This is a genomic window from Cupriavidus sp. PB-02 (assembly GCF_058252315.1).
On the sequence record NZ_CM177694.1, the window covers coordinates 1,826,288 to 1,845,117 of the forward strand.

At 62.5% G+C, this 18,830-nt stretch carries 19 protein-coding genes and 2 pseudogenes; 6 read left to right on the forward strand and 15 right to left on the reverse strand.

Annotated elements, in window-relative coordinates:
• Window positions 1-77 precede the first annotated feature (77 nt).
• The 4 genes and pseudogenes from AC10V3_RS08735 to AC10V3_RS08750 form a co-directional block, all read left to right on the forward strand.
• Window positions 78-511 (forward strand): annotated as a pseudogene (locus AC10V3_RS08735) (SPL family radical SAM protein); the annotation flags it as partial.
• Between the two features lie 440 nt (window positions 512-951).
• The gene (locus AC10V3_RS08740; protein ID WP_349605084.1) at window positions 952-1,194 is read left to right on the forward strand and encodes a hypothetical protein; all 243 of its coding nucleotides are present in this window, start codon (window positions 952-954) and stop codon (window positions 1,192-1,194) included.
• A gap of 128 nt (window positions 1,195-1,322) precedes the next feature.
• The gene (locus AC10V3_RS08745) at window positions 1,323-1,760 is read left to right on the forward strand and encodes a universal stress protein (RefSeq protein ID WP_490923522.1); all 438 of its coding nucleotides are present in this window, start codon (window positions 1,323-1,325) and stop codon (window positions 1,758-1,760) included.
• Between the two features lie 151 nt (window positions 1,761-1,911).
• Window positions 1,912-2,337 (forward strand): ACT domain-containing protein, encoded by a 426-nt coding sequence (locus AC10V3_RS08750; protein ID WP_022534738.1) that lies wholly within the window; start codon window positions 1,912-1,914, stop codon window positions 2,335-2,337.
• 288 nt (window positions 2,338-2,625) lie between these two features.
• On the opposite strand, the gene AC10V3_RS08755 is transcribed toward AC10V3_RS08750, so the two are convergent.
• The 6 genes from AC10V3_RS08755 to AC10V3_RS08780 all read right to left on the reverse strand — a co-directional run bounded on the left by AC10V3_RS08755 (window position 2,626) and on the right by AC10V3_RS08780 (window position 7,526).
• Entirely contained in the window at window positions 2,626-2,973 is a 348-nt protein-coding gene (locus AC10V3_RS08755; RefSeq protein ID WP_349605083.1) for a YkgJ family cysteine cluster protein, read from the reverse strand.
• A gap of 69 nt (window positions 2,974-3,042) precedes the next feature.
• Window positions 3,043-3,207 (reverse strand): hypothetical protein, encoded by a 165-nt coding sequence (locus tag AC10V3_RS08760; protein WP_022534739.1) that lies wholly within the window; start codon window positions 3,205-3,207, stop codon window positions 3,043-3,045.
• Window positions 3,204-5,078 (reverse strand): RNA polymerase sigma factor RpoD, encoded by a 1,875-nt coding sequence (gene rpoD, locus AC10V3_RS08765; RefSeq protein ID WP_349605082.1) that lies wholly within the window; start codon window positions 5,076-5,078, stop codon window positions 3,204-3,206. Before rpoD ends, AC10V3_RS08760 begins: the two co-directional genes overlap by 4 nt.
• A gap of 125 nt (window positions 5,079-5,203) precedes the next feature.
• Window positions 5,204-6,370, reverse strand: a complete 1,167-nt coding sequence (locus AC10V3_RS08770; protein WP_022534741.1) for a DUF1275 domain-containing transporter — start codon at window positions 6,368-6,370, stop codon at window positions 5,204-5,206.
• A gap of 39 nt (window positions 6,371-6,409) precedes the next feature.
• Window positions 6,410-7,240 (reverse strand): fused MFS/spermidine synthase, encoded by an 831-nt coding sequence (locus tag AC10V3_RS08775; protein WP_022534742.1) that lies wholly within the window; start codon window positions 7,238-7,240, stop codon window positions 6,410-6,412.
• A gap of 13 nt (window positions 7,241-7,253) precedes the next feature.
• Window positions 7,254-7,526, reverse strand: coding sequence for an HPr family phosphocarrier protein (locus AC10V3_RS08780; RefSeq protein ID WP_022534743.1), 273 nt, complete (start codon window positions 7,524-7,526; stop codon window positions 7,254-7,256).
• 184 nt (window positions 7,527-7,710) lie between these two features.
• Here AC10V3_RS08780 and AC10V3_RS08785 point away from each other — a divergent pair, with 184 nt between their 5' ends.
• Entirely contained in the window at window positions 7,711-7,914 is a 204-nt protein-coding gene (locus AC10V3_RS08785; RefSeq protein ID WP_013959508.1) for a ribbon-helix-helix protein, CopG family, read from the forward strand.
• A gap of 258 nt (window positions 7,915-8,172) precedes the next feature.
• On the opposite strand, the gene AC10V3_RS08790 is transcribed toward AC10V3_RS08785, so the two are convergent.
• From AC10V3_RS08790 to AC10V3_RS08820, 7 genes are read right to left on the reverse strand one after another with little or no spacing between them, the layout of a single operon-like run.
• The gene (locus AC10V3_RS08790) at window positions 8,173-8,706 is read right to left on the reverse strand and encodes an NADH-quinone oxidoreductase subunit B family protein (protein WP_022534745.1); all 534 of its coding nucleotides are present in this window, start codon (window positions 8,704-8,706) and stop codon (window positions 8,173-8,175) included.
• On the reverse strand, window positions 8,706-10,256 hold the full coding sequence (locus tag AC10V3_RS08795; protein WP_022534746.1) for a hydrogenase large subunit: 1,551 nt from the start codon (window positions 10,254-10,256) through the stop codon (window positions 8,706-8,708). The genes AC10V3_RS08790 and AC10V3_RS08795 overlap by 1 nt, the downstream gene beginning before the upstream one ends.
• Window positions 10,257-10,260: 4 nt before the next feature.
• Window positions 10,261-11,715, reverse strand: a complete 1,455-nt coding sequence (locus tag AC10V3_RS08800; RefSeq protein ID WP_022534747.1) for a hydrogenase 4 subunit F — start codon at window positions 11,713-11,715, stop codon at window positions 10,261-10,263.
• A 1-nt stretch (window position 11,716) separates the two neighbouring features.
• A complete protein-coding gene (locus AC10V3_RS08805) occupies window positions 11,717-12,376 on the reverse strand; it encodes a formate hydrogenlyase (protein ID WP_022534748.1) in 660 nt (219 codons plus the stop codon).
• 10 nt (window positions 12,377-12,386) lie between these two features.
• Entirely contained in the window at window positions 12,387-13,334 is a 948-nt protein-coding gene (locus tag AC10V3_RS08810) for a respiratory chain complex I subunit 1 family protein (protein ID WP_022534749.1), read from the reverse strand.
• A gap of 7 nt (window positions 13,335-13,341) precedes the next feature.
• A complete protein-coding gene (gene hyfB, locus AC10V3_RS08815; protein WP_022534750.1) occupies window positions 13,342-15,366 on the reverse strand; it encodes a hydrogenase 4 subunit B in 2,025 nt (674 codons plus the stop codon).
• Window positions 15,367-15,369: 3 nt separating this feature from the next.
• Window positions 15,370-15,645 carry a ribbon-helix-helix protein, CopG family gene (locus tag AC10V3_RS08820; RefSeq protein WP_022534751.1) on the reverse strand — a complete coding sequence of 92 codons (276 nt, stop codon included), beginning with the start codon at window positions 15,643-15,645 and terminating at the stop codon, window positions 15,370-15,372.
• A 100-nt stretch (window positions 15,646-15,745) separates the two neighbouring features.
• On the opposite strand from AC10V3_RS08820, the pseudogene AC10V3_RS08825 reads away from it, so the two are divergent.
• Window positions 15,746-15,976 (forward strand): annotated as a pseudogene (locus AC10V3_RS08825) (ATP-binding protein); the annotation flags it as partial.
• An 849-nt stretch (window positions 15,977-16,825) separates the two neighbouring features.
• Here AC10V3_RS08825 and AC10V3_RS08830 read toward each other — a convergent pair.
• A complete protein-coding gene (locus AC10V3_RS08830; protein WP_490923526.1) occupies window positions 16,826-17,380 on the reverse strand; it encodes a hypothetical protein in 555 nt (184 codons plus the stop codon).
• Between the two features lie 599 nt (window positions 17,381-17,979).
• A protein-coding gene (locus AC10V3_RS08835) for an IS5 family transposase (protein ID WP_374063797.1) occupies window positions 17,980-18,730 on the reverse strand; the annotation gives its coding sequence in 2 pieces (ribosomal slippage) (window positions 17,980-18,403 and window positions 18,402-18,730; 753 coding nt in all).
• Between the last annotated feature and the right edge of the window lie 100 nt (window positions 18,731-18,830).

The window sequence follows — 18,830 nt, forward strand, 5'->3', positions numbered from 1 at the left end:
ATGAGAGGTGGTCCGCCTAAAGCCAAGGAGATGCCCGACATGCTGCAAACGAGGGCGAACCCGGACGGTGCAACCCGACAGAGACCACGGCGGGGATACCGGTAGAGGTGAGCGTTGCGCCGGTCATTCCGTTCGTCAAGGAGCCGGATCTGGAGCGGCTACTGGCGGCCGCCCGCGAAGCCGGCGCTTCTACGCGAACTACATCGGTCTGCGATTGCCCTGGGAAGTGCGCACGCTGTTTGAAGAATGGCTGCGGGCCCATTTCCCGGATCGGGCCGAGCGCGTGATGAACCGTGTACGCGAGATGCGCGGCGGCAAGGACTACGATGCCAGCTTCGCGACGCGCATGCGGGGTACAGGGGTCTGGGCGGACCTGATGCGCCAGCGCTTCTACAAGGCTGCCGACCGGCTCGGCTTTCGCTACAACCGGTTTGAACTGGATACTTCCCGATTCCGGGCGCCGCCGAGAGGGCCGCGGTCCACGGACGATACACAAGGCTCCTTGTTCTGAACAGGCGCCGCTGTCAATTGGTCGCCGATCATCCTGCTTGCCTGATCCAGTGCGGCTTTCGCGTTCGCAGGGGGAAGTCCTGACGACAGCGCCAGCCTGACTGCAATGGCCGCCAGGCGTCCTTCTTCATAGGTAGGCATGCCGATCTGTGCTCCTTCGCGTCGCCGGGGTCATGGCCTGGCCGCGCACGCGGCCGCCGCGGGTCGGGCGACCCTCTCACAGTATGGGCGATTTCCGCGCAGGCAGAGCCACTGATTGCAGCAGCCTTGTGTAAGCGCAAGTGCCATGGGGATAAGAATTTCCAGAGACGGTCGGCGTCTCGTCGGGACGGGCGCCGCAAAGAAATCGACGAAGGCGCGGGTCTTTGCCTGTACCAAGGTGAGCGAATCACTTCGCCATTGTCCGCGCGGAGGGTCGCAGTGGCCGCTTGGCAACCGGCCGTGGCGGCCACCAGCAGCCTGTTCGAGACGATGCAGCAAGTAGCGAAGCCAAGCCATCGAGGTCGGAGAAAACAATCTGAATATCGTGGCCACCGCAGCATCGAACACGGCGCAGCAAGCGACCGCGCAGGCCGCACGCAACCACCAAGCGATAGCGCGCACGTCAGCGGCGATGTCGTCTTGGCGATTGCTGATCGCGTCGGGCTTGTGACCGATTATGTGACGCCTTCGCAATTGACGTGAGGCTTTCCCACCTATACTCCATTAGGTGACGGGTATTTTGTACCCATCGATGATGCCTTCGCTCGGCCAGGGCGCGCCTTGTGCTCCCACTTGCAGACGCAGGGCTGCAACCAAGCAAGGAGGGCAATATGTTCAAGCATCTTCTGCTGGCGGTCGATGGCTCTTCATTGGCCGAAGCGGCCTTCCACAACGCGCTCGTATTGGCGCGCGAAATGAACGCCCGTGCCACGGCGGTGCGAGTCTGCCCGAATTTCCACGTGCTGACCTATCAGGCGGAAATGCTGACCGACACCCGCGAGGAGTACATCAAGGCGGCGTTGGAGGAGGCGACGCGATACCTGCATGGCATTGCACAGGAGGCTGGTGCGGCCGGTGTACCTTGTGAAACGAGCTATGTGGTCAATGACCACCCCTACGAGGCCATCATAAAAACGGCCGAGGACAGAGGCTGCGACCTGATCGTGATGGCCTCGCATGGACGGCGCGGTGTACAAGGCTTGCTGCTCGGCAGCGAGACGTTGAAGGTGCTGACCCATAGCAAGATCCCCGTGCTGGTCTACCGCTAAAGCGATGGCATCGAGACACGTTCGCCGTTCCCTGCAAGAGGACGGCTGCTCGCTGAGCATCCATCCAATGGATGGTGTGCCACGGCTGGATGACGAGCCGATACGGAGAGCGGCCTCTTGCACCGAACGAGTAGGGCTAGGAGAAACGACGATGGAACTGCTCGTGGAACAAGTTGAAGTCTGGGTGGCGAGCATCCCGGACAAGCCGGGCGGCCTGGCCGCGATCTTGACGACCCTGCGCGATGTGGGGGCCGACCTGCAATTCATCATTGCACGGCGCAGTCCAGACAGGCCTGGCGAAGGCGTCGTGTTTGTCACACCGCTGCAGGGGGATCGGGAAATGGTGGCGGCGGCCGTGGCAGGATTCGATATCGCGCAGAAGCAGCACTGTGTTCGCATCCTGGGCAGCAATCGGCCGGGGCTTGCCGTTGCAATGACCGAGGACCTAGCCGAAGCGGGGATCAACCTCCGTGGCTTTTCAGCGGCGGTGATCGGTACGCAATTTGTCGCGTACGTGGCCGTTGACTCGCAGGCAGAGGCGGACCGGGCAGCGGACGTCCTCAAAGCCGTTGTTTGAAGGAGCGCGTTCACACATGATGCGCTCGCGATAGATATCGAAAGGCGTCGCGTGCCCGGTTTGCTCGACGTGCACAACGCCTCGGATTCGATTGGCGAATGCACCCGCGCGATAGACCATACTCTCGCCCGATCTCATCCAGCGCCTAATTGGTCTGGAGCCCGAGGCCCAGATACCACCGGCATTGCCGGCCGCCAGCATTGGCTCTGCTGCGCAAGGCGGGCGGCCTTACGATAGCGCATCGCCTGCGCCCCGTTGTTGCCTACCGCCTGTGGCCTCTTACCTCAGTCAGACCAGCACGTGACGTGTCTCTAGAAAGAAGCGCTGAATCTCTTGTTCAATGTCCGGATCGATCATTTTGTCCGGCCGGTTTCCGTTCGGGCAGGCAAGCCTTGGGGTCGTTCCAAACAAGCGACAAATCAACGGGCGCTCCGAATACACGCTGCATCCCTTGGTATCAAGATGAGGGCAACTTAGGTTTGCCAGCGCAGTTTCGTGCTCGGCATCGCTCTTGACCGGAAGCCTCGACATTTCCTCCGTTGAGGTTGTCACAGGACCACAACAGTCATGACATCCGGGGGTGCACGCGAATGTGGGAATTCGTGAGCGAAGAAATCTGATCTTTTGACAATTCATTGGTGTAGAAATCAGACAGTCGGTCAGGAGCGAGCCGAGGTCGCGAAAGGTTGCGCGCTACGAGTTCAACTACCGTTCCCCCGGTGATAGTCCGAGGAATTCCGACGCCTCTTGCATGGCGCTCTCGGCCAGTTCACGGGCTTCCTTGCCTCCGCCGGGCGTCACCAGGCCGACCAGTGCTGCGTACAGCAAGTGGATCAGGTCCACGGCACGGTGATACTGTTCGTCACTCATGTTTTTCTCTCTACGAAGCCATCGAGCCGAGCCGTCATCTCAGGTTTGCGCAACTTTCGCAATGCCTGGGATTCCAGCTGGCGGATGCGCTCGCGCGTCAGGCCGAACTGCGCGCCAATTTCATCCAGCGTGTAGTCGGTCTGCAGCCCTACGCCAAAGCGCATGCGCAAGATCTTCGCCTCGCGCGGGGTCAGCCTTGCCAGGGCGGCTTCCATTTCCTGCTGGAGTGCCACTTGGGCCGCCGCGTCGACTGGGGATATCGCGCCCTCGTCAGCCAAGGTATCCCCCAGTAGGGCATCCCCGCTTTCCCCCAATGGGGTCTCCAGCGAGATCGGCTGCTTGACGACATTCAGGATGGATTTGATCTGTTTCTCGCTCATCGCCAAACGCGCAGCCAACATCGACGGCGTTGGCATGGCGCCGGTGTCCCTGAAAATCTCGCGTGAATGGCGATTGATCTTGCCAATGGCCTCCACAAGATGCATCGGTATACGAATGGAGGGCGCCTTGTCGGCGATGGCACGTATGACCGCCTGCCGAACCCACCAGGTGGCGTAGGTTGAGAACTTGTAGCCGCGCCGGTAATCGAATTTGTCTACGGCGCGCATGAGTCCAATATTTCCCTCTTGGATGAGATCCGGCAACGGCAAGCCCCGATTCTGGTATTTCTTGGCGATGGAGACCACCAGTCGGAGGTTGGCCCCGATCATCTCGGACCGGGCTTGCAGGGCTTTCGTCTTCGCCTTCGCGACTCGTTTGGCGGTTTCCCGCAGATCTCCCAACGGCATCGCGGCGCGGGCCTCCAGGGCACGCAACTGTTGCTGAAGCGCTCGCACTTCAGGCGTCCATCTGATCAGGTGAGCGCGGATGGCGGGGTGCTCGGCCGCGAGCGCTTTCATCCAGTCTAGATTTGCGGCCTGATCTCTGAATCCTTCTAGAAACACTTCGCGCGTGATGCCACATTGGTCGATCAGGATCTCGGCGACGTGGTGCTCCGTTTGACGAACCTCCCCGATCAACGCTTCAAGGATCTGCGTGAGCTCCGCAATGGCGGGCGGGCTAAAGCGGAATGCCGCAAGCTCAGATTGGAGGGTGGCCAGCCCCCTGACATATTGGATGGGGTCGAGTTTTGGGCAGCGAGCGACACTGGCAAACGCATCGGCCTGGCGCCGGATCGCTGCAAACCTTTCAAAGGCAATGCCCCGCCAGCGCAGTGATTCACTTTCAGAAGACGTCGTCGGCACCGGATCGCCATCGTCGAGCCCTGCGTCGTCATTCTCCAGCTCCGCATCGGTCTGCACCTGCGCTTCTGGTAGCAGGCTACCGCCTGCCTCGGCTTGCGGCTCCACAATGTGGTCGACCAGATCATCAAATGCCATCTCATTGCAGGCGACCCGGTCGGCCATCGCCAGGAGTTCGGAAACCACGACTGGGCAAGCCACCATCGCCGCCATCATTTCCGCCAATGCGTCTTTGATCCGCCGGGCGATGGCCACCTCCTCCTCGCGCGTCAGAAGAGGGATCGCACCGATCTCGCGCAGGTACATCTGCGTGGGATCCGTCGTGCGAGTCAAGCGACCGTCGCTCTGCGTGATGGCCGCGGCGGCTTCCTCTGCGACATCCTCTTCATTTGCGGATGGTGCGGCATCCTGGGTCAGCCATGCTGGAGCTTCCGCTGGCGCTCGGTCGACGACCTCGATGCCGAGATCGGCCAGCATCGCCAGCGTCCGGTCGATGGCACCTGATGTTTCGTCGCAATCGGGTAGCTGATCGCTCAGCTCACCACGCGTCAGAAAACCGCGTTCTTTGCCAAGGGCGATTAGCGCAAGCAGGTTCGTACGTAGGTTCTCGCTCATTTCATGCGCGCTCACGCGCGATCCAGTGCCTCGCTCCCGCCTGAGGCGTTCGCAACGCGCATCATTTCTGCTCCCGGCGTCAGCCAGCCCGCGACTTGCTGTGGAACTGGCCGATGGCTGTGCCTGATCGGGCCGTCCTATCATTTGCCTCCCCGCCCGGGCAGATGTTGCACGAGCCAGATCAATGCCGACACCGCGGCAATGGCCCAGAGCGTCACGATCACCAGCGCCGCGACGTGGCTGACGGGGCGGCTGGCGGATGCCGCGGCCGCAGCCGCAGCGCGATGTTCGCGCATCACCTCAACCGGAATCCATCGTATTGCTAGCAACAAGCCGAGAGGCACCACCACCACGTCATCCAGATAGCCGAGCACTGGAATGAAATCCGGAATCAGGTCAATGGGCGACAAGGCATAGGCGGCGACCAGCAAGGCTAGCGCTTTCGCATACCATGGCGTGCGGGGATCTTGCGCGGCTAGCCACACCGCGTGCGCATCTTCTTTGACTGCGCGAGCCCAACGCCGGGAGCGTGCGGCCAAATGAGGCAGAAGGTCCCATCGCCACAAGTGCAGACGCACATCGTCGAGCACAGGGACTGCCGCGAGGGCGAGCAGCAGGGTTGCCAGCACAAGCGTGGCGCTGAACCCGACGTGCTTGAACCCCAAGGCGCCAATGACGCCGCCGACGAAGAACAATGCGACGAGCGTGATGAGTACCCGCAGTTTGTGCCGATTGGCGAGCACAGGTGGCTTGCTCGAGTCGGCTCTGGACAAGTTCCAATAAAACAGCTTGCCCAGTTCTATGCCGATGTCCGTGACCATGCCGGTCACGTGCGTGGTGCGGATCTCGGCGTTCGACAGCTTGGTGACCATGGCATTTTGTAAGCCCATGATGAAACAGAGCACCATGACCGTTGCCGGCACGAACAGCCATTCATGGTGCTCGAGATTGCTTCCAAGCAGGCCAAAACACACCAACAGCGCGGCTTCCAGCATGAGCGGCAATGCGTATTCGCTATGCAGGTGCTCGCGCCGACCCCAGTTAATCAGCACCGCTGAGCACGCGGCGCCCGCCAGAAATGACAGCAGCGCCCCCAGCCCGTCCAGCATCAGCCAGAAACTGCCAAGCGCCAGGTTGTCAGCCATGGCGGACACGATCCCCGACATGTGCGAGGTGTACTGCTGCACGGCGAGGAAGCCGCCTGCGTTGGTCGCTCCGGCAACAAAGGCCAGGTAGCAGGCCAGTTGCCGATTGCTGTCGGGACTGCGCTCCTTCCCGGTCAGCTTACGCAAGTACAGGATTGGCATGGTTGCGTTGGTCAGGAGACTTGCGCGGAAGGGGGCTTGTCAATACCGGACCTGCTGCCTTGCCAGCTTGGGCCAGGCGGCACGATCCGATGCAAGACGCTCGCCGCGTTTCAGACGGTGAGCGGCTGCAGTCAGGTTCAGCGAATGCGCCGTTTCCAGGATGCGCGCCCGCGCCATCAGTGCTTCCAGAGCGGGCAGCTTGTGTGCCCCTTTCCAGGCGAACAGTGTGTAGTTAGCACTGTCTTCGGAAAGAGAAATCGACATTGATTTGCCGAACACGGCGCTGACTTCCTCCAGATAGAACGGGATATCGGGATCGCTTTCGAGAAAATTCGCGACCAGCACACCGGTATCGGCCAGGCGTGCATGACAGGCGGCATAAAAGTCCGCGGTGCCTAGCTGTACCGGCATCCCGTCGGCCAGGAAGCCGTCCACCAGGATGACGTCTGGACGCGCATTCTGTGTCGCGACATATTCGGCGCCATCCGCGCAAACCACCTCGAGTCGTTCGTCGTCCGGCGGGATCTGGAACTGCTCGCGCAAGGCGATGACCGCCGGATTGATTTCAATTGCCACAACCTTGGTGTTGGGTAGATGCCGGTAGCAGTATTTGGCAAGTGAACCGCCACCCAAGCCGATCATCGAGATTCTGGTTGGAGTCGGGTGCAACAGCAGGAAGCCCATCATCGTTCTGGTGTAACCCAGCACGAGCTTGTCGGGATCCTTGCGAGACATGAAGCTTTGGGTGGCCAGTGCGTCGAAATGCAGCGACAGCGCGTGCTGGGTTTCCAACACCTGGGGCGTACCGTCGCTGCTCGCCTCGGCCAGGAATTTCAGATAGGCCTCGAACGAGGAGCGGTCCGCGTGCATCTGTTCGTTTCCATTAGAGAGACTTGGGGAGCGCATCCCCCCTCAACAAGGCCGCGATGGTAACGACAGCGGCGGCCTCGTCCACGCCGTCCGCCTGGATGCGTATATGCGTCCCCGCCGGAGCGGACAGCCGCATGACCTCCATCACGTTCTTGGCGTTTGCGACCCAGGGGCCGCTGGTGAGCAGGATCTCGCACTCAAACTGATTGGCCGTGAACGCCAGTCGCGCGGAATTCCGTGCCTGAAGCCCATCCTTTGCGGCCACCTCTATGGTCACTTCTACCACTGTGCCCTCAACGAAAAAAGTGAACCAAAAGGCTCATCCATATTTGGTGCCGCGTGTGCGTGCTTGGCATGCAGTTTTGCTTACGCTCCGGCATCACGACAGTTCATGTCGGCGGGATACGTGGTAAGCCTTGCAATTGTATATAATGATAATGTTATTATCATACCATGACACTCGAGAACGCATGGAATCCAAGACCGCTCGCCTGACCGTATTGATCGACCCGGAGAAGAAGAAGGCGTTTGAGGCGCTCTGTGCCGCCCAGGACCAGACGCCATCTCAGATTGTTCGCCAGATGATCCGCGACTATCTGCAGCAGTACGAGGTGGACTACGCCACCAAACCGAAGATCGGCGCGCCTGGTTTGGCGGCGAAGGAACGTGGGTGATACGTAGTAGGAAAGGGCTAGTTGCCCTGGCGTTCGCACGCGGTCCGCTTCACATGGCGCGACGCGCGTTAGGCAGTCGTGCTATTAGATGGCCCCAGTTCTCAAGGACATAGTCGAGGTGCCGCTGTGGCAGTGCAGGCGATGCTTTGCGGCGGGGCATTCTGCTCAGGTTGCCAAGCGGTGTCGACGATTGTGGGCTGGGTCAAACTTGGCGAATTGCAGGGCATCGCTTACAAGGCTCCCTGGCGAGCAACATCCCTAGCGCCGTGCAGGATTGGTCTGCCGCTGCCGCTGCCGCACGGCGCTCAGAATCCCGCGGATGATCTCTAATGGCGGCGGTGGACAGCCTGGCACGGTTACGTCCACCGGGATCACGTTGGCGACACGACCGCAGCTTGCATAGCTCTCCCCAAAGATACCGCCGGTGCAGCCACAGTCGCCTACCGCCACCACCAGTTTCGGCTCCGGGGTTGCCGCATAGGTACGCCGCAGGGCCTCTTCCATATGACGCGAGACGGGTCCGGTCACCAGCAGCATGTCGGCATGGCGCGGGCTGGCGACGAACTTGATGCCCAGGCCTTCGATGTTGTAGTAAGGATTGCCGAGTGCGTGGATCTCCAACTCGCAGCCATTGCACGAGCCTGCGTCGACCTGCCGGATCGTCAGCGCCTGGCCGAGAATGTCGAGCAGTTCCCGGTGAATGCGCTGGGTGGCCGCCTCGTCCGCTGCGCTGGGCGGAGCAGGCTCAGTCACGATGCCGGTACGGGCGATCTGCCTGAGGATTTGCCACATCAGAGGTCGTGCCCCGAATAGCTGAGGTTGAAGGATTTGTTGATCAGCGGGAAGTCCGGCACGATGTTGCCGATGATGGCGTGTTCGAGCACCGGCCAGTTCTGCCACGACGGGTCGTGGCAGTGGCAGCGGAGGATGCTGCCGTCATCGGCAAGTTCGAGCGCGACGAGGACTTCGCCACGCCAGCCCTCCACCCATCCTGCCCCGATGGCGGCACCGCTGGGCGCTTGCGGCACGATTCGCGCGGCGCCGTCAGGCAGGCCTGCACAGATGGCACGGATCAGTCGCAGCGACTCCAACACCTCATCGAATCGCACCGCCACGCGGGCGGCGACATCGCCGCCGCGGTGCGTGGCCATTTTCACGGCGAGGCAATCGTAGGGCAGCCAGGCATGGTCGCAGCGCAGGTCCGCCGCGTGACCGCTGGCACGTCCGGCCAGTCCGGTAAGCCCAAGCTGTGCGGCAAGCCGTGGCGTGACGCGGCCCGCCCCAAGAAAGCGGTCCTGCAGGCCCGCATGCTCGTCGTACACCGCACGCAGCACGCGTACTTCCCGCTCGATGTGGTCGCACTGCTGACGCAGGCGCTCAAGCATGGCTGGCGTCAGGTCGCGCGCAACGCCGCCCGGCACCACGGCGTCCATCATCAGCCGGTGTCCGAAAGCCTCTCCGGACAGCCGCTGCCAGTCTTCGCGCAAGCGCGAGAATTGCGCCAGGCCGAAGGCCAGTCCGGCGTCATTGCCCAGCGCCCCTAAGTCACCCAGATGATTGGCTACGCGCTCGCGCTCGAGCATCAGGGCGCGAAGCCAGTTTGCCCGGGGCGGAGGCGCGCAGCCCCAGGCTGACTCCAGGGCCATGCAATAGGCCCAGGCAAAAGCCACGGTGGAATCGCCCGAGACCCGGCCGGCCAGCCGGTAGCCCTCGAGCGGCGGCAGTTCGGTGAAACGCCGCTCGATGCCCTTGTGCGTGTAGCCCAGGTGTTCTTCCAGCCGCAGCACCTTCTCGCCGACCACGGAAAAGCGGAAGTGGCCGGGTTCGATGATGCCGGCATGCACCGGGCCGACGGCGATCTCGTGCACCCCGTCGCCCTCCACACGCACGAAAGGATAGTCGGCAGGTAGTTTGCCGGCCGTGGCCGCACCCGCCTGCGCGCCGCTTTGCAGCGGCCGCGCCCCTGGCGGCCAGCGGCCGTGGTCCAGCCAGGGCCGGGCATCGCGGTTGCCCTGCACGGCGATACCCACCAGGTCGGTCATGGCACGCTGCATCCGGCCCGCGCATGGGAATATGCCGGCCAGATCCGGCACCGCGGGTGCGATACCATCAAGCCGCAGTTCGAGCCATATCAGTCCCCGCGGCGTGGCGTACGTCACGCATGCCGTCAACGTACCGCCGACGGCACCCCGGTCGATGCCCCACAGCGCAACGAGGCGCCCGCCCGCGTCCGCCACCGCACGGGCCGTGGCGGACCAGCCGTCTGGCCCAACCTGGCCGTGCCAGACTGGCAGCGGCGCGGACAGCCGCTCCAGGTCGAGGCCGGGATCGGACAGTGTCATCGGTTCAGCTCCCCAGCATTGCGGCTGCCTGCCGGTACCAAGTGTCGAGATAGGGCGGAATATAGAGGCCCAGCATCAGCCCCAACGCGAGGTGCGTGAACACCGGGACCAGCGCTGGCGGATGCGCTAGGGGCTTGAGCGTGGTGTCGCCGAAGACCATCGGTTGCACCCGGCTGAACACCGCGGCGAACGCCAACCCGAGTGCGAGCAGCAGGAAGGGCGTGGCCCACGGCTGCTCGCGCATGGCGGTCGTGACGATCAGGAACTCGCTGGCAAAGACCCCGAACGGCGGCATGCCCAGGATGGCGAGCGCCCCCAACATCAGACCCCAGCCGACCGTGGGACTGACACGGATCAGCCCGCGGATGTCGTCCATGACTTGCGTGCCCGCCTTCTGCGCGGCGTGGCCGACGGCGAAGAAGATTGCCGACTTGACCAGCGAATGCACCGTCATGTGCAGCAGGCCGGCATAGCTGGCGATCGGCCCGCCCATGCCGAAGGCGAAGGTCATCATGCCCATGTGCTCGATCGACGAATACGCGAACATGCGCTTGATGTCGCGCTGCCGGATCAGGAAGAAGACAGCCGCGACCACCGATAGCAGGCCGAACCCCATCATCAGGCGGCCGGTGAGCTGATTGCCCAGCGCCGCATCGGTCAGCACCTTGCAGCGCAGCACGGCATATAGCGCCACGTTGAGCAGCAGGCCGGAGAGCACGGCGGACACCGGGGTCGGCCCCTCGGCGTGGGCATCGGGCAGCCAGTTATGCAGCGGGACCAGGCCGACCTTAGTGCCATAGCCGATAAACAGGAAGGCGAACGCCAGCGTGATGATGTTGGGATCGAGCTGGCGCTTGACCGCGTCCAGGTTGGTCCACAGCAGCGCGCCACCCTCCGGGCCGATGACCTGTTCGGCGGCCATGTACAGCAGCACCGTGCCGAACAGCGCCTGGGCAATCCCCACCCCGCACAGGATGAAGTACTTCCATGCCGCTTCGAGGCTAGCGGCGGTGCGGTAGACGCTGACCAGCAGCACCGTGGTCAGCGTGGCGGCCTCCATCGCAACCCACACGATACCCATATTGTTGGTCGTCAGCGCCAGCAGCATGGTGAAGGTGAAGAGCTGGTACATGCTGTGGTACAGGCGCAGCCGCGGCGGCGTCATCTTGCCATGATCGTGCTCCACCTGCATGTACGGCCGCGAGAAAATCGAGGTGGTCAGGCCCACGAACGCGGTCAGCGCAACCAGAAAGACGTTCAGGGCATCGATGTAGAACTCCCGGTCCCACGCCAGCATCGGACCATCGGCGACGATTTGCGCCGTCAGCACGCAGGCCGCGAGGAATGTGCCCAGGCTGAAGGCGACGTTGATGTCGCGTGCGCGCTCGCGATGTCCCGTCAGCGCCAGCACCAGCCCACCGGCGAGCGGAAATCCGAGCAGAAAGGCCAGCGCGGTCAACTCAATCCTCCTTCAGCTTCTCAAGGTGACGGATGTCCAGGCTGTCGAACTGCTCGCGGATCTGGAACATAAACACACCCAGGATCAGCACGCCGATCAGCACATCCAGCGCTATGCCTAACTCGACCACCATCGGCATGCCATAGGTCGCTGCGGTGGCGGCGAAGAAGAGGCCATTCTCCATCGCCAGGAAGCCGATGACCTGTGGCACCGCCTTGGAGCGCGTGATCATCATCAGGAAGGACAACAGCACGCAGGCCAGCGCGATGCCCAGCGTGCCGCTGGCGAGCTTCAGCGACAGCCGCGAGATCGGCATGGTGAGGTTGAACGCGAAGATCACCACCAGGATGCCGATCAGCATGGTGGTGGGGATGTTGATCAGCGTCTCAACGTCCCAGCGAATCTGGAGACGATCGATAACGCGGTGCAGCAGATAGGGGATGAGCAACACCTTGAGTATCAGGGTCAGGCCGGCCGACAGGTAAAGGTGCGGCTGGCCCGTCACGTAGCCGACGACGGCGGTGGCCAACGCCAGGGTCGCCCCCTGCAGCGTGAACAGGTGGATCAGCGACAGGATTCGTCGCTGCGAGATCATGGCGAAGGCGAGGATCAGTAGCACCGCGCCAAGTAGGTTGACAAACTGGGTCAGGAGCGCAGTCATTGCCGTGTTCTCAGTGAGCCAGCAGCAAGTGGACCAGCATCCCGATCACAGCCAGCAGAAAGGCGGTGGCCAGGAACTCCGGCACACGGAAGATGCGCATCTTGGCGCTTGCCGTCTCCAGCGCCGCCAGCAGGACCCCACCCACGATGAGCTTGAGCAGCAGCGCGGGCAGCGCCAGCAGCATGGCCAGGGGAGCGTGCGCTTCGGCAACGCCCCAGGGAAAGAACAGCGCCAGGCCGATGCAGGAATAGGCGAACAGCTTGAGGCTCGCCGCCCATTCAAGGAGTGCCAGATGCCGGCCCGAGTATTCGAGAATCAGCGCCTCGTGGATCATCGTCAGCTCGAGGTGAGTGGCGGGATTGTCGACCGGTATTCGGGCATTCTCGGCCAGAGATACCATGGTGAACGCAACGCCGGCAAACGCCAGGCCCGGGTAGATGGCCAGGTCCCGGTGGGCGATCGTCTCGACAATGGTGGTGAGCGAGGTCGACTTGGAGATCAGCGAGGCGGAGAACAGCACCATCAGCAGCGCTGGTTCCGCCAGGAAGCCGATCAGCATCTCGCGCCGCGCGCCCAGCGTTCCAAAGGCGGTGCCAACGTCCATCGCTGCCAGCGAGATGAAGACCCGCGCCAGCGCGAACAGGCCGACCAGGGCGATCGCGTCGGCGGCCGGTGCCAGTGGCAGGTCCGTGGAAACGGTAGGGATGATAGAGCAAGCGAGCGCCATGCAGCCGAACACCACATAGGGCGTGGCGCGGAACAGCGGCGACGCATTATCTGCGACCACCGATTCCTTGTTGAATAGTTTGTGCAGCATTCGATACGGTTGCCAGAGGCTGGGCGCCGACTTGTTCTGCAGCCAGGCCCGCCACTGGTTGACCCAGCCGATCAGTAGTGGCGCCAACGCGATCGAGATCACAATCTCGAGTAGCTGTGACAGGATTCCGGTCAGGTTCATGCAACCCTCATCGCATCACGGCCAGTAGCGTGGCGGCCAGGGTCACGAAGCTGTACAGCAGGTATGCCGAGATGCGTCCCTGTTGCATCAGGCCGATCAGCCGGGCCAGATACGACGCCAGATCGATCACGGGGACATACATCCAGCGCCAGAAATGATCCGCCACTGTGACCTGGTAGTGCGGCTGCTCATCGAATGGCGATGGCAGGTCGCGGCGCATCAGGAAAAACGGTTCAAAGATCTGGCGGATCGGCTGACCGAAACCCTCGGCGGTGTCCTGCATGCGCGCGGTGCCCCATGGGAAGCCGCAAGCCCAGGGCGGGCTGCGGCGAAGCCGACCGTGGTAGAAGCGGCGCACCAGCAGGTAGGCGAGGGCAACGCTGGCCAGAATGCCGAGCAGGAAAATGACCGGCCCATAGCTGGCCTGGGCCAGGCCATTGGGCGCCAGCAGCCAGCCGCTGGCGGCGGTCCGGGCGCCGAGTCCGCTTGCCACCAGTTGCTGCGTCACCGGATCGATCAACTGCACGAATTGGGTCGGCAGCAAGCCAAGCGCGATACAGCCCAGCGCGAGCCACAGCATGCCCGCGCGCTCCCAGCGGCCGGCGTCGTGCGCGTCGGCCAGCTTGAGCTCACGGGGCTGGCCGAGGAAGATCACACCGAAGAACTTGACCATGGTGTAGCCGGCCAGTGCCGCCACCAGCGCGATCAGCGCGGCGACCACCGGGATCAGCATGGTCAGTATCGGCTCCGGAAGACCCGGCGTGAACAGGAAGCTTTGCAGCAGTAGCCACTCCGAGACGAAACCGCCGAGCGGCGGCAGCCCCGCGCTGGCCAGTACGCCCAGTAGCGTAAGCCAGCCCACCCATGGCATATAACGAATCAATCCGCCCAGCTTGCCCAGGCTTCTCTGCTCGGTGGCATGCAACACGCTTCCGGTCCCCAGAAAGAGCAGACTTTTGAAGAACGCATGGCTGGCGACATGGTAGAGCGCAGCCGTCAGGGCCAGGGCGGCCATTGGCTTCATGCCGTAGGCCGAAAACAGCAAGGTCAGGCCCATGGCAACGAAGAGCAGGCCCATGTTCTCGATCGACGAATAAGCCAGAAGCCGCTTCATGTCGGTTTGTACCGCGGCAAAGACCACGCCGAACAGCGCCGTGGCCAATCCAATGGCCAGCAGCAATCCGCCCCACCACCACAGACGCACCTGCAGCAGGTCGAAGGACACGCGCAGCAGGCCGTAGATGGCAGTGTTGAGCATGACGCCGCTCATCATTGCCGATACCGGTGACGGCGCTGCCGGATGCGCCTCCGGCAGCCAGACGTGCAGAGGCAGGACGCCGGCCTTGGCGCCAAATCCGAACAGGGCGAGCAGGAAACCGACGGAGGCCCAGAACGGCGTCAGCGCCTGGGCTCGCATGTTGGCAAACGTATAGTCGCCGGTGTTGGCCTGCAGCACGCCAAAACACAGCAGGATGGCGATCGCCCCGATGCGCGCCATCGTGATGTAGAGATAGCCGGCGGCGCGCACTTCGGCGATGCGGTGGTTGGCGGTCACCAAGAAGAACGATGACAGCGCCATGGTTTCCCACATCACCATAAAAGAGTATGCGTCGTCAGCCAGGATCACCCCCGCCATGCTGGCAAGGAACAAGTGGTATTCAAGACAAAGCAGGCCCGGCGGCGTGCCTTCCCCCTTGCGGAAGTAGCCAGCCGCAAACGTCGAGATGCCGGCCGCTGCTCCCCCCATTGCCATCAGGAAGTAGGCTGACAGGCTGTCGAGCCGGACGTGGAACGGCAGCGCGGGCAGGCCAACGGGCAGCACGGCAGCCTCGGGCGTGCCGAAGACGGCGTGGAGCGCCAGACCGAAAAGCGCCAGCCCTAGTAGTCCCCCGATGGGGAATAGCACTTGGGATACCAAAGCAAGCCGATGCAGCGCCAGGACCCCAGTCACGCCGACAAGCAGCCAGGCCCCAACCACAATCAGCATCCAGTCGAGATGAAGCCATTGCGTGAGAGGGGGCACGCTGCTCATGGGTCAGGCTCCGCGACGGGTTGCACGGCGCTTGGCGGGAGGTGCCGCGCCGCGCCGCGACGGCGCGCCCACCGGTGACCTCTCATTGCCGATGGCTTCCGCTTTGTCCGTGTCCACGCCGCTGGGGGCATACTGGACGCCATGTTGGGCCAGGTAGTCGCGGATAAGACGCCGTATCACCTGCGATGCGGTCAGATCCTGCTGTGCACAAAGGCGCTCGAAGGCAGCCTTTTTGTTGGGATCGATGAGCAGCGTAAGCCGAGCGGTCTTTTGCTCCATGGGAGCCTCAAGATGGCAATACGATGATTACATGAATCACATCATAGATGATGGCCATGCGAATCCAAAGGGCTAGACGCTACCATTCCTTGACCACCGCTTGACGGCGGATCCGACCGATGCTGGTGGCAACTACCGTATTGCCACGCCTGCAATCGAAACCTTCTATGAATTTGTTGCTCGATGTCTACGCTACCGGGTCATGGGAGCATTGATCTATGGTCCTTCCCGCATCGGCAAGACCAGGGCCATCGAATACGTGCGGTTGCTGCTGGCGCGCGGTCACCCGAAGATGACGAGCTACCGCGCGCAATGTGAACACAAGCCGCGGCAACGAGTACCAGTCGGGTAGCCCCCACCGGACCGATCGCCTTGAGTCGTTCGAGGTCGGCGATGCGTTTCTGTACGGGTTCCGGCAATTGTTCAATCAATTCTTTTTCGAGCTCGGTAAATTGCTGCTCGGCCAGGGCCAGGCGACGGCACTCCTTGGTTAGTCGCGCGTGCAGTTCTGGCGGCAAGGGCGCGCCGTCGTGGCAGCGAAACTCGCCCATCGCGAGACGCGTTGTGACGTCGCCATTGACGTCCTGCCAGCAGCCCACCGTGCGCAACAATTTGCGTATCCGGTCGCGGTGCTGCATCGTTTCCTTTTGTAGCTCGCCTCGGTCCCGTACAAGATGGCGTTGCGCTTCGGCTTCGATGCTTGGCACCCGTATCACACGCATACGGTCGTATTCGCCGCGCAACCAGGCACGCAGGCACATCAGGAGCCGGATCACGTCGAGCCGGTCGGTCTTGGCTCGCCTTGCGTGCCGCTCCACGGGGATGCTGGCCGGGTCGCAGATCAGGGGCTCATAGCCGAGCTTCGCCAGGGCCCGCGCTATCCAGAAACCGTCCTGTCCTGCTTCGTACAGTACGACCGTGCGCACACCAGGCGCGAGGCCCCATCTTGACTTGACCTTCTCGATTTGCTGCACGGCCTGCTGCAAGCGACATGCCGCAGAATTGGCCGATACCGTGTGGATTGCCGGCTTTTCGCGTTTGCCATCATGCAGGCCGATCTTCCAGGATCCGCTCGATAGCTCCAGGGCCACAGCCAAAAATTCGCCTGCGGGCGTAAAATATTCGATACGGGTCGGTCGCATGATGTGGTCCTCCAAAGTAACTTACTTGCACCTTCACTTTAGGACCACTCTGCGAATTTGCCGACCCGTGTACATACATAGGATCTAGTTCCCAAACATGAACCCCTTGCTTCCAGCAATGGAGGCCACCATAGTTTCACGTAAGATGATGCCGCGCCTGCATGGCTTCGTGGCGTGCATCCTCCTCGCTGTGAGGATAGCCGTCTCGTCGTCGATAGCGAGGGTGTGCCCGAAGTTGTCGCGCACAATGCGCAGGTCTCCACCTGCTGGTAGGTCATGTGCGAACCAGCGGTGTGGCGCAGCCAGTGTGCCGAGGAACTGGCCAGCCCCGCGGCTTGCGCCTCCCATTCCGGCCCGCTGCCCCGCAGACGCTCGGCTGCAAAGCCGTACACCTCTTTGAGGATCAGGTGCAGCGCGCTGCGTGACAGCGCTTTGTCGCCGCTGCCAATCACCGGCAGCACCAGCGAACGTTTCCCCCCACTGCGGGCCAGGCGACAACGCGTGCGCGCGGCGGTAGCGCGCCAGTCGGCAATCAGCTCGTCGGTCGTCGGCACCAGCCGGGTTTTGTTGCCCTTGCCGGTCACTTTCTGCACTACACGCCCGAAAAGAAAGACCCCCTCTGGACCCGCTCGGTCAGTCGCAGCGACATTGACCTAGTGGTGGGGGCCCTGTTCAATGTGCCGGGGCCGATGACAGGCGCGGCCTTCGCGATGATGAACCCGGTGGGCACGCTGCAGAAGTACACGCAGGGCGTGTTGCGCTCGCTCGGGGACGACGAGGCGCTGCGCGGCTTCCTGCGCATGGAGAAATGGCTGTACGACCAGCCTGACTACCCCGGGGAAGGCCGCACGGCAGGGGCTGGAGGATCTGTACCAGGACAACAAGCTGGTGCGCGGCGAGCTCGAGCTTGGCAATCAGCGCGTGGATCTTCACAACGTTCGCGCGCCGGTCCTCAACATCTACGCTACCGACGACATGTGGTTGCCCCGGCGGCCGCGCGCTGGCGGGCGTCGTCGGCACGCGGTACTATACGGAAAATGAGGTGCCTGGCGGCAACGGCATCTTTCGTCGGCGGCAAGGCCCAGACGATCCTCGCACCCACGATCGGCCAATGACTCAGGCAGCGCGATGACTTGTGAGGACGTTTAATCTCGCTAGTCAGGCGGACGGATTTCCTAGGGTGTGTTGACATTTAGACGAGCCAGATGAGCGCGGAGGCCAGGGCAACGAAGGAAGCAAAGCGCTCGGAGAGCTTGTCGTATCGCGTGGCGATGCGTCGAAACTGTTTGATGCGGGCGAAGAAGCGCTCGACCAGATTGCGGGACCGATAGAGATGCTTTTCCAATGGACGTTGTACAAGCCGGTTCGCCCGACTCGGGATGACAGCCTGGACATCGAACTTGTGCAGATGCTCGATGAGCGCATCGGTATCGTAGGCCTTGTCGGCGGCAACACTGCCCGGGCACAAACTGCCCAGCAAAGGCAACGCCTCGGGGCTGTCGCCCGCCTGTCCGCCGGTCAAGCGAAATCTCGCCAACATGCCCAGTCCGTCAACCAGTGCATGAATCTTCGTGCTCAGGCCACCGCGCGATCGCCCGAGCGCCTGGTCACCTTTTTTTGGGCGCGCCAGCGGCATGCTGATGGGCGCGCACAATGGTGCTGTCGATGAAGACTTCCTCGAAATCCGCGTCACCTGCCAGCGTTGCAAATACTTTATGCCATACCTCGGCACGCGACCACCGAGCGAATCGCTGGTACACACTGTTCCAGTTGCCAAATTCTTCCGGCAGGTCTCGCCACGGGCTGCCGGTACGGGCAATCCACAGTACGGCCTCCACGAACTCCCGATTGTCGGCGGCGGTTCGTCCCCGATCCCCGGCCTTACCGGGTAGCAGCAGCGCGATGCGCTCGTACTGGTCGTCTCGCAACAGCCTTCTTGCCATCCCTGCCTCGCCCAAAAGACAGGATGTAAACATATTTCGATCGAAGTTAACACCCCTTCGTGCCTCGGCCTTGCCTAATGTCAACACACCCTAGGAAACC